The 10977-nt window shown below is 50.8% G+C and carries 9 protein-coding genes; 7 read left to right on the top strand and 2 right to left on the bottom strand.

Going from position 1 to position 10977, the window contains the following annotated elements:
- Positions 1-173: 173 nt before the first annotated feature.
- Positions 174-938, bottom strand: coding sequence for an IS5 family transposase (locus tag KJA79_RS11590; RefSeq protein ID WP_213042211.1), 765 nt, complete (start codon positions 936-938; stop codon positions 174-176).
- A gap of 127 nt (positions 939-1065) precedes the next feature.
- Positions 1066-1677, bottom strand: a complete 612-nt coding sequence (locus tag KJA79_RS11595; RefSeq protein WP_213042212.1) for a response regulator transcription factor — start codon at positions 1675-1677, stop codon at positions 1066-1068.
- Positions 1678-2237: 560 nt separating this feature from the next.
- Between KJA79_RS11595 and KJA79_RS11600 the strand changes: the two genes are divergently transcribed.
- The 7 genes from KJA79_RS11600 to KJA79_RS11630 all read left to right on the top strand — a co-directional run bounded on the left by KJA79_RS11600 (position 2238) and on the right by KJA79_RS11630 (position 10825).
- Positions 2238-2939, top strand: coding sequence for a polysaccharide biosynthesis/export family protein (locus KJA79_RS11600; RefSeq protein WP_213042213.1), 702 nt, complete (start codon positions 2238-2240; stop codon positions 2937-2939).
- Between the two features lie 53 nt (positions 2940-2992).
- Positions 2993-3616 carry a polysaccharide biosynthesis/export family protein gene (locus KJA79_RS11605; RefSeq protein WP_213042214.1) on the top strand — a complete coding sequence of 208 codons (624 nt, stop codon included), beginning with the start codon at positions 2993-2995 and terminating at the stop codon, positions 3614-3616.
- Positions 3617-3629: 13 nt separating this feature from the next.
- A complete protein-coding gene (locus KJA79_RS11610) occupies positions 3630-5213 on the top strand; it encodes a porin family protein (protein ID WP_213042215.1) in 1584 nt (527 codons plus the stop codon).
- Complete coding sequence (locus KJA79_RS11615; protein ID WP_213042216.1) at positions 5210-7564, top strand: AAA family ATPase; 2355 nt, start codon at positions 5210-5212, stop codon at positions 7562-7564. The genes KJA79_RS11610 and KJA79_RS11615 overlap by 4 nt, the downstream gene beginning before the upstream one ends.
- Positions 7548-8615: a TIGR03013 family XrtA/PEP-CTERM system glycosyltransferase gene (locus KJA79_RS11620; RefSeq protein WP_213042217.1), complete on the top strand. Its 1068-nt coding sequence runs from the start codon at positions 7548-7550 to the stop codon at positions 8613-8615. Before KJA79_RS11615 ends, KJA79_RS11620 begins: the two co-directional genes overlap by 17 nt.
- 9 nt (positions 8616-8624) lie before the next feature.
- Entirely contained in the window at positions 8625-9554 is a 930-nt protein-coding gene (locus KJA79_RS11625; protein WP_213042218.1) for an XrtA system polysaccharide deacetylase, read from the top strand.
- A gap of 425 nt (positions 9555-9979) precedes the next feature.
- Positions 9980-10825 carry an ABC transporter permease gene (locus KJA79_RS11630; protein WP_213042219.1) on the top strand — a complete coding sequence of 282 codons (846 nt, stop codon included), beginning with the start codon at positions 9980-9982 and terminating at the stop codon, positions 10823-10825.
- Positions 10826-10977 lie beyond the last annotated feature (152 nt).

Raw genomic sequence — 10977 nt, forward strand, 5'->3', positions numbered from 1 at the left:
GGTTGGTTCAGTCACGTATCTGTTCGAAATTACGGGTGCGGGAGGATATCAAGCCAAAGGAGAGGCCCTGTTTCAACCGTTTTGGGCACATGACGTCTCAGAGGAAGTGATGTCGGCTGAGGTACGTGTTTACAGGCGAACGGTTTAGAGATTGACTAGAACCTATCTCAAAATTACTTCAGGAGCATGGTGATCGAGGCGAGCTGCACAAACCCCAGAAAATGAGTGGCGTAATATTCCCAACGAACCAGGAGCCGTCGCTTCCATTGGAGCCACGCAAAGAACCGCTCCACAAGCCACCGACGTTGATAGCGCCGTAGCTGGCGTCCGTCTTGAGTCTTGCGTTTGCGCGTGGAGCGGTGCGGCGCCATCATGTTGACGCCGTCGTGTCGGAGGTCGTCATCGAGTCCATCGCTGTCGTAGGCGCGGTCGCCAATGAGATGTTCCGGCTTGGCTTCCAGCATGTAGAAGTTGAAACTGAGTTGCACCAACGTCACTTCATGATGATTCGCGGCATGCGTACTGACCGAGAGCGGCAGCCCATGGCGATCGACAATCGCGAGGATCTTCACGCCTTTGCCACGGCGGGTTTTCCCGATCTCTTTGCCGCCGCCCTTCGCCATGGCGAACGTGGCATCGATGAAGCGTTCACGCTCGTCGATCGCCCCTTCCTCGCGCAAGGTATTGGCAAGTTGCGTGAGAATCTCCCGCAGCACGTCGCGTTCGCACCACTGCTGAAATCGGCGATGCACGGTCTTGTAATTGGGAGAGCACTGCGGCAGCAGATGCCACTGGGCGCCGGTGTTCAGAATCCAGAGCACGGCTTCCAAAATCGCGCGGGCAGGCACCGGTTTGCGTCCGGGACGGCCTTCGGGAATATGTTCCTCGGGACAGTGTTCCCGAATCCGCTCCCATTGGTCGTCGCGCAGGCGCAGCATGCGGGCACATTATAGGGAGTTTGTGCTTCGACACAACCATTTTGAGATAGGTTCTAGATACCTTAGCGTAGCGGGGGCAATGCCCAACACGTCTGCCGGCTAGGTTGTGGCCGTGAGGAGTTGAACGTTAGGAGCGAAAGACTTGGACAAGAACTCCCGTTCGGGTGGTGGAGTTTGTTTTCCGCATGATGTGTTTGATGTGTTCCTTGACGGTCTGTTCGGTAATTTTGAGAGCGTTCGCAATTTCCTTGTTCGTCCACCCCTTCGCGAGGTTTTCGACTACCGATTGCTCTCTGTTCGTGAGCTGGAATCGTTCTTTAGCCTGGTCGGTACCGAGCTTCTGCCGCCGCCCTAATTCTTCCAACGTCACGACTAAGCGCGCATATTGGACTCCGCCACGATCAGGCAGACCGAAGCCTCGAAGCAGCACTGGTTGGTTAGGGTTCCCAGCGATTCGCTTGACCTCAAACTGCTCCCAATCTTTCGCTTCAGTACGAACTTGAAGTGCCTTGATAATTTCCGCGCAGAGTTCGGTAAGAACTGATGGAAGCACTCCTTGTGCCGCTTTGGCTGGTACGCCTCCGTTTTCTGCCATATTGATGAGTTTCGACAATTCGGTAGCTTGTCGGTTCATGTGCAACAACTGCATTGAAGAAGACAACACGACAATTCCCGCACCTGCACGTTGGTCGGCCAGATTATCTGCGGGTTCCTGAGAGGGGATAGCATTGAGAGTCACGGTGATACTCCGTAAGGTTCGTAATCTCGCTAGACAATTGATCGGTTTCTGATAACCTAAAGCATGTGCGCGTTACTAGTAATGCTACATAATACTTTCGAGGTAGTCAAATTATACTTCTGAGGGAGTCATCTGTACATCATTGGTATTGTTCGTCGCGGCTGGTACTTCTATACTCCTAATCATCTAGCGAACCCATTGATCGGTCTGATTAGCTATTCGTCAACGTTTTGCTCCGTTAATCGTATGGTGTGTGATCGGTGCCTCCCTGGCTGTTAACTGAAAGTCTGTGCGAATATTTATAAAATTAAACAATGGCTTATCCTCCTGTCCGGGAAGTAGTTTGACTGAACGAGTTGGTGCCCCACAGAAGCACTAGTGCGAGTGCGATTCCATTTTTGAGTCAAAGTCCAAACAAAAATCATGCCGGTCTGACCACGTGATGTGTCTCCTCGTTGCTGGGATGCAAACAGTCATACCGATTTCTGCAGAAGGGCTGCCGAATAAATTTTACGGTTGTTGTAAGTGGCTAGATGGAATTTCCTCAGGAGAATTAAGTCATGAATGTTATGATTGTGCTTAGTGCGATTGTCCTTTCGGGAAATTTTGTCGGTGTTGCACTCGCTGATCAGGTCGATCAGGTGCCCAAGCCTGTGCTTATCGCGGCCGCTTCTTCGGCGACAGCCTCTTCTAGTGCGCGTCATGGAGGGGAAGGAGCCGAAAAGTCTTCCCTTACAGTGACTCCAGATTACATTATGGGACCCGAGGATGTGCTCGAAATCACAGTGTGGAAGAATGCGGATTTGTCTAAACAGGTTCAGGTGCGGCCGGACGGAAGAATATCGCTCCCCCTCATTGGCGATGTGTCCGCTGTGGGAAGAACAGCGGCGCAGTTGACGGAAGAAATCTCTGCGCGATTAAAGTCTTACATGGAAAATCCCACCGTCTCCATTCTCGTCCGTGAGGTCAATAGCTATCAAATTTATGTGCTCGGTGAGGTGAATGCGCCCGGGAAGTATCCCTTGAAAAGTAAGACGACTCTGTTGCAGGCGATCACGATTGCTCACGGGTTTACTCAGGTGGCAGCGCGCAACAAGATCGTCGTGTTTCGTTTTGGAAAAGATGGCGAAGGGTTAAACAAAATCAAGGCGAGTTACGATGACATTGTGCTCAGAGATGGTTCGGATCAAAACATTGAGCTCAAGCCTGGTGACCAGATAGTCGTGCCTTCGGAAACGATGGTGGTGTTGCCATCAAGATAAGGCTCAACAGCGCGGCACTGTTTTCGGAACTACGAGGTAAAGGAGTTGGGAAATTGAAAACTTTCGGTTGCAGATGGTTCCATGGGGGGGTATGTATTGCTGTCAGCTCCCTTCTGACCCTCTCGGGTTGCTGGATCGGCGGCGAGCAGATAGATTTCAACGTCACGTATATTCCACCAAATGAGTTCTTGTTGGGACCTGAGGATGTCCTTGTTGTCAATGTGTGGCGAAATCAGGAGCTTTCGAGGGAAGTGATTATTCGTCCAGATGGAAAGATTTCGATGCCTTTGATCGGTGATGTTCAGGCTGCAGGAATGACATCAAATGTTCTGGCGAAACGAATTGCCGATGGTCTTGCCGAATTCATGTCTAATCCCACGGTTTCGGTCCAAGTCAAAGAAGTGAACAGTTATTATGTCTATGTGCTTGGGGAAGTTTCAAAGCCTGGAAAGGTACCTTTAAAGTCCTATGCTACGGTGCTGCAAGGTATTTCGCTGGCCGGAGGGTTTACAACGTTTGCTTCAAGAAACAAAATCCATGTTCTTCGTGTTGTGCCCAACGGTCAGGGGCAGCCAAAGCAGGTTCAGATCCCCGTGCCTTATGAGGATATCATTCAAGGCAAAAATTCGGAGGGTAACTTCTTCCTTAAGGCTGGTGATGTCATTGTTGTGCCATAGCCAAGTTTTGAGAATGTGGAAATTCACTCTGTGGGCTGTGGCCTTAGTCTTCACGAATTTCTTGGGCTTGTCGGATTCAGCTGCCCAGCAAATTCGGGTTGTGCCGTCCATTTCGGTTCTCGAGCAATATGACAGTAACGTTTTCTTTACGCCGAAGTCACAGCTTGCGCCTGGGACAAAGGCCGATGATCTCATCACCACCCTCACGCCTCAGTTAAACTTCATGCAGGTCAATTCCCTCGTGAAGGCGAATCTATCAGTCGGGGCGGTCGTTCAAAAATTTGTTAACAACTCAGCTCTTGACAACGTAGGGTTCAATGCGAGTGCCGGAATCGATCTCGCACAAGCGGTGAACAGAGTGTTGCCGAGGATGCGAGGGTTTCGAATTTTCGGGACGTATCAGTACGCTCCGTCGGCGCCAGCATTTGGAGCGGGTGGTGTAGGAGGTGGTTTCGGCGGTGGTGGATTTGGTGGAGGTGGGTTTGGTACTGGCGGCTTTGGAGTTACGGGTCCAGTTGATTCTGGCCTGCTGACTCAACGAATCAGGACCACCATGTTTAACATAGGCCTTTCTAATTCCTACTCGCTCTCTCCCACGACCGATTTTCAGACGAATTACACGTATTCTCAACTGAGCTTTGGGGGGAATTTAGCGCCGACTTCGACTGCATCAGGGCAGCCGCAGAATACAGTATTTGATACGCAAACCCATTCTATTTCAGCTGGCCCCACATCCAAGATCTCCGCAGTTGATACCTTAACCGTAAAGTACACGTTTACTCAAATGTCCCAGGGACAGTTTGGAGATTTTGCGACGCATAGCGGCGCTGCAGGGTGGGGGCGCAGCTGGACAAAAGAATGGAGTTCCTCGGTCAATGGAGGCCTGACATTGATCGAACCCATTCCAGATGCATCTGTGAGCGGGGGACAGAGAAGAGTGCCAGCGACAATGATGCCGACGGGGGGATTTAGTTTGAGTTATGTGTCCGGCTCATCTTTCCTTCGTAAGCTGGGAAGCGAAATTCAGGAAGCTACGGGAAGCACAGGAGGGGGTGTGATAAGTAGTGGTGGCTTCCTCCCGCTTCTCGCTGGAATGAATATGCCAGGAGGAATCGCTGCCCCGGGATCGTATCGTGTTACTCTCATGTACAACTTAGGCGTATTTCCAAGTTTTGTTCAGACGGCCGGGCCTATCTACACACACACAATAATGCTGGCAAGTATGGCCGGAATTACAGACAGGTTGAGTGTCCAGGCGCTCTTTAATTATGCAAAAAGTAGCTTTACCTCGGAATCCATCGGAACGAATTTCACTACTTACGGTACCACTGTAGCGCTTAATTACCTCATCACGCCCATGTTTACCGCTCGGCTCAGTCACCAGTGGTTGATGTTTGACACTCAAACGAGTGGAGTGAGCGCGGGCGATCTTGGCTTCTCAAAACAGGTAATTTTGTTGGGCTTTACGTATGCGTATTCTCCCCGTGGCGATTTCTTTCGAGCTGGTGCCTTTTGGGAAGGTATGTCCGGCGCTTCTTCGTCTGCTGAGTCAGGAGTAGGTAAGTCTGGATCAGGAGGGGTGGATATAAAGAAATGAACACGCGTACGTTGTCTCCGGAGGATTATTGGCGTGCAATTGTTAGCCGCAAGTGGCTAGTAATTACTACGATACTTGTTTCGTTGAGTATTGCAGGGGTGGTTTGTGCTCTGATACCGAAGGTGTACCTCTCAGCCACGAAAATGTGGTTCGAAGGGGCCAAAATAGAGGAGTCGATTGTAAGCGGCCCCAATCCTGCTGGCGGTGTATACACGCCTACGTTGGATGACCGGGTCATGGAGGTACGACAGTTTGTAATGGGGCGAAAAACGCTCGGCCAGATTGCGGGCGAGTTTGGACTTTTCGGGTATGAAAAGGATCATCCCGATGCAGCAGAATCAGAAAACGCCATCCGTGCCATGCGCGGCTCCATCAAGGTTGAACCGACGAAGGACAAGTTATTCATTACCCTGTCATTCTCAAACGAGGACCCAATCATTGCCAGAGATGTGACGTCACGACTCAGTGATCTTTTTATCGAAGAAACGCTGAAGGATCGGGAACGGGGTGTTGAGGCAGCGGAAGACTTTCTTGGTCTTGAGTTAAAGCATGCGAAGGCAGAACTAGAGGTCAAAGAGAAGATTATTTCAGAGTTTAAGCAACAGCACTTGGGAGAGTTGCCTCAGCAAATTGATGCGAACCTGCGCAAATTGGATCGTCTTCAGGAAGATATGCGTTCTCAAGGTGAGCAGTCCCAGAGTCTATCCAATCGTCTGGTCCAACTTGACAAGTCAATTAAGGATTACGAGGAGACCGGGGAAGTCAGTGGCGATTCTCCAATCGGGACATCCAGCAAAAGAAGTAAAGATCCGCGCTTAGGGAGAATTAAGGAGTTGGAGCGGCGGTTGGTAGAGCTTTCCTCGATGTATAAGGATACGTATCCTGACCTAGTCCAAGTCAAGGAGGAGATACGAAAGCTAAAGGAGATGACCTCGGCTCAATATCGTGACCTCTTGCCGGAAACTGAGGCAGAGGATGAACCGATAGCAACGAAGAAATCCAAGCGAAAAGCGATTGATCCATACCACGCTGAGTTGTTAAAGCAACGGGACGAGATAGTGCTCGAATTAGATGCAGTGAAGCGCCGTCAAGCTCATATCGCCGTTGAGATGTCACAATATGAACGAAGAGTTGAACATACTCCCGAGCGGGAACAAAAATTGAAGACGCTTGAGAGAGATTATGAAAATCTTCAAAAAAATTACCAGTCGTTATTGGATAAGAAACTGACCGCCGGCATGCAGAAGAGTTTGGCGCAGGGACGTAAGGGAGCAAAGTTCAGCATCGTAGATCCAGCATACACACCGGTCGTGCCTGTGATCCCAAATATTCCGCTGATCATGGCCGCAGGACTTGTTCTGGGTTGTGCATTGGGTTTTGGGGGGGCTGTTGGATTAGAGCTGATGGGGAGAGGGTTCCGTTCCGCAGAGGAAGTTGAGATCACACTAGGCCTTCCAGTGATTGCCTCTATCCCGCTGTACGAAAGTGCATTTGGTGGGGCCATGCAAACCGTCAGAGCGTTGTCCGGCAAGAAGCGTGGTTCTTCACTGATGCTACCGGGTAGCGGGAAGCAGAGCGGCGATGATATGCAGGTTGCTGGTGGCCTGCCTGCCGCATCTGTGAGGCAGAGGGGGCAGAATGGGCAGTTGCATGCTCCAACCCCAGGGTTAGAGCTGGTTTCCATGTGGCGACCGCTCTCCTTCGTGGCAGAGCAATATCGCGTCGCAGCTACCAGGCTTGAATTGATGACTGGCGACCGAAAAAGCACGGCTATTGTCGTGACCAGCGCAGTAATGGGGGAGGGAAAGTCTTCGACAGCACTTAATTTGGGTTATGTACTTGCTAAGGACCTTGATCGAAGAACGATCGTAATTGATTGTGATCTCAAGCGACCGATGCAACATATCTATGCAGGCGTCTGGCAGCATCCGGGACTGGTGGAAGTGCTGCGAGGTACGAAGGCGATCGAGGATTGTGTGCAGCGGCTTGGGGAATCGGGTCCGTGGATTCTTCCAGCAGGATCAGTTGGCGACAACCCGGTAGGATTGGCCAAGATGCATCAGTTGTCTGATTTAGTCGCCGAACTTAAGGAAAAGTTCGACTATGTCATTATAGACGCGCCGCCCGTACTACCACTCGCCGATATGCAAGTTCTTGCAAGTACGGGGGACCTTATTGCCTATGTGGTGAAGGCAAGCATGACAGGGCGAGATGTTGTGCAAAAGGCACTCAAGGCTCTTGGAGAGAATACCAACCTTGGGATCATATTGAATGGCCTTGATGCTCACACCACTCCGTATTACATGCAGCAAGAGTATTACCGCGAAGCGCACCATGAACAGCTCAAGTAAATCAGATCAGGAGACAGGTCTAGAGTCTTTGTCCTCCCGGCAACCGCTTGTGTCAGTCTCGGTTAGTTTCCCTAAGTTTACGAGGCGGGTCTTGATCCTTGGGGTTGGGCCTCTGGCAAGAGACTTGTGTCAAACTCTACTTGCGAAACGGGCCGGTTTTACTGAAGTTGTTGGGTTTCTAGACAAGGATGCGAGTCGTGTCGGTGAGCGCTTAGTGAACCCCACCATTATTGGGACCTATGACCAATTGTTTGAGATTGCTGAGCGGTATCAAGTTCATACAGTGGCAGTCTGCTTGGAGGATCGGCGCGCGGTACTACCTGTTCAGACCCTTCTAGACATGAAGGCTATGGGGAGAGACGTGGTTGATGGTCACTATTTATATGAGGAGGAGTCCGGGCGCCTCTCTATTGATCACCTCAAACCAAGCGCCTTGATTTTTTCAACCGGTTTTCGTCGTCGCCTTCTCACGATGCTATTCAAGCGCGCTTTGGACGTGGTTGTGGCAATAGTTGGAATGATCGCATTGTTACCAGTCGTTCTAGTTTTGTCTGTGCTCATCAAATTAGACTCCTCCGGTCCAGTATTTTATCGACAAATGCGTGTGGGGTTGCGTGGGCGCCCATACATGATTTGGAAGTTTAGATCCATGCGTCAGGATGCTGAACAAAGCGGTGCACGATGGGCATCCAACGAAGATCCACGTGTGTCCAGAGTTGGTCGTTGGATCAGGAAGTGGAGATTGGATGAACTTCCCCAACTGATTAATGTTTTAAAGGGAGAAATGAGTCTTGTCGGGCCAAGACCTGAGCGACCTGTGTTTGTTCAAGAGCTGAGAAACACGATCCCTTATTACGATTTGAGGCATACGGTTCGTCCAGGAATTACCGGTTGGGCGCAGACACGCTTTCGTTACGGCGCTTCGAAGGAGGACTCGCACGTAAAGCTGCAATATGATCTGTTTTATGTCAAGAATCTGTCCCTAGCCTTGGATTTTCGCATTGTAGTTCATACAGTGAAGGTTATGTTCATGGGTGAGGGGGCGCGGTAGAAGGTGCACATGCCTGATACGATTGCCAAACATTGCCTTTCATTTGATGTCGAGGAACACTTTCAAGTCTCCGCTTTTGAATCTCCCATGAGGCGGCGCCATTGGGATCAGTATGAAAGTCGCGTGGAAGCTAACACCGAAAAGTTGCTGGAACTATTGGGCAACAGACAGATACGGGCGACGTTTTTTGTGCTTGGGTGGGTGGCGGAGAGATATTCCTCCTTGGTTCGTCAGATTGCATCAGCGGGGCACGAAGTGGCTTCACATGGATATGCCCACGAGCTCATAACGGCTCAAACTCCGGCCGCTTTTCGTGACGATATTCGGAAGGCGAAGGGGATTCTGGAAAGTATTTTGTCGCAACCGGTGTTGGGCTATCGTGCGCCAAGTTTCTCAATCACGAAGGACACAATGTGGGCAACTCAAATTCTCGTCGAAGAAGGGTATGTTTACGATTCCAGTATATTTCCTGTTGTGCATGACCGATACGGTGTTCCTTCTGCTAACCCGGATGTACATCAATTGTCGACGGCCTCCGGCCTTCTCTGGGAAGTCCCTCCTTCAACGGTCAAATGTCTGGGTGTACGTGTGCCTGTTGCTGGTGGAGGGTATTTTCGGCTTTACCCGTACCCACTGCTCCGTACACTACTACGTAAGCTAGAAAGGAAGGGCTCGCCTTTGGTCATGTATATGCATCCATGGGAGTTTGATCCAAAGCAGCCAAGAATGGAAGGTTCTATCCTATCACGCCTTCGACACTATATGAACCTTGATAAGACGGAATTTAGGCTGCGAGCACTTCTCCAAGATTTCGCATTTTCCCCCATACGGGAAGTGTTTCCTCAAATTGCGCAGTACCACGGTATACAAATGAAAGCCTCTATGAAGGTGGAAGGGACTTTTCCCCCCGTAAGCCCATCAGATGTTCTCCTGAATTGAGGATGATGACTCTCGCGTCTTTGCCGGGAATGCCAGTGTCTGCGTTGGTCGGAATTAGGGGCCTGTGGTTCCTCACACATTGTGCATCGGTTCTTCCATCGTTTGACTTTTAAGAATGCGTGGTTCGGGTCACGGGCTCGTCTACGTTTCTCTCCTATCCAGGCTGGGTGTCTATCCATTGATAAAGCCTTCGGCAACGTTGGCACCACTTGCCGTAGATCACTGGGGGCATGAGCAGCACAACATTACTTAGGGTTTTTTCGTGGCTGTGCTACTCTTGTAATGTGACGTATTTGAGGCGGCAGGTTGCATCGACGATGCCCGCAACGTTGTCAATCGTCTAGTATGAGGCTGTATCAATAGGAACATAGGCGTGCACAGCGAGTTTTATATCCCATTATGATGTTTCGCGATTTGGAGTGATCATGGAGTCTGCGTTAGCGCAAGTGGATTCTGGTACCGTAGTGATCGAACCACGTGAGGGCTACATTCAAGTCGGGTGGCGTGAGCTATGGGCTGCTAGAGAACTGTTTTACTTTTTGGCCTGGCGAGATCTTAAGACGCGCTATGCGCAGACTGTCATTGGGGCCAGTTGGGCTCTGATGCAACCACTCCTCAGCACACTAATCTTCACTCTTGTGTTTAGTTATTTGGCAAAAGTTCCCTCAGATGGCTTGCCATACCCTCTCTTTGCGTTTGCGGCAATTCTGCCTTGGTCTTTATTCGCACGGAGTCTTGAGCGCAGCACATTAAGTGTTGTTACAGAAGGAGGCCTTATAAAGAAGGTCTACTTTCCCAGGCTAATCATTCCAATTTCTGCCACGTTTATCAATCTAGTAGATTTTGGTGTCGGGTTGCTGATTCTGGTCGGGATGATGGCGTGGTATCAATTGGTACCACAGTGGACGGTTATCTTCCTACCTCTGCTTGTAGCTGTTGCCTTGCTTGCGGCTCTCTCCGTGAGCCTTTGGCTTTCAGCGCTCAACGTAAAGTATCGGGACGTGGCTTCTGTGGTTCCACTGATTACACAGCTGTGGATGTTCGCATCCCCTGTCCTTTACCCCGCATCGTTGGTCCCAGAGCCTGTGCGGTGGTACTACGGCCTGAATCCAATGGCTGGTGTCATTGAGGGATTCCGGTGGGCGCTACTTGGAAAGGCTGCTCCTGACTGGAGCATGGTGAGCGTAAGTTTGGCTGTTGTGTTGGTCCTGTTGATCGGAGGTGTCATGTTTTTTAGGAGGGTGGAGCGAACCTTCGCCGATGTAATTTAGATGGGCGATACCGCGGTCAGCGTAAATGGTTTGTCGAAGCGGTATCGACTGGGCGCAACCCATGCCTCAGAGGGCTCTCTCGCCGGGACCCTCTCCCAGGGGCTCCGGCGGCTGATGGGGCGTCGCCCCGCCGTCGCAGGGCCAACGGGCGA

The organism is Nitrospira defluvii (assembly GCF_905220995.1).
Taxonomy (GTDB): Bacteria; Nitrospirota; Nitrospiria; order Nitrospirales; family Nitrospiraceae; genus Nitrospira_A; species Nitrospira_A defluvii_C.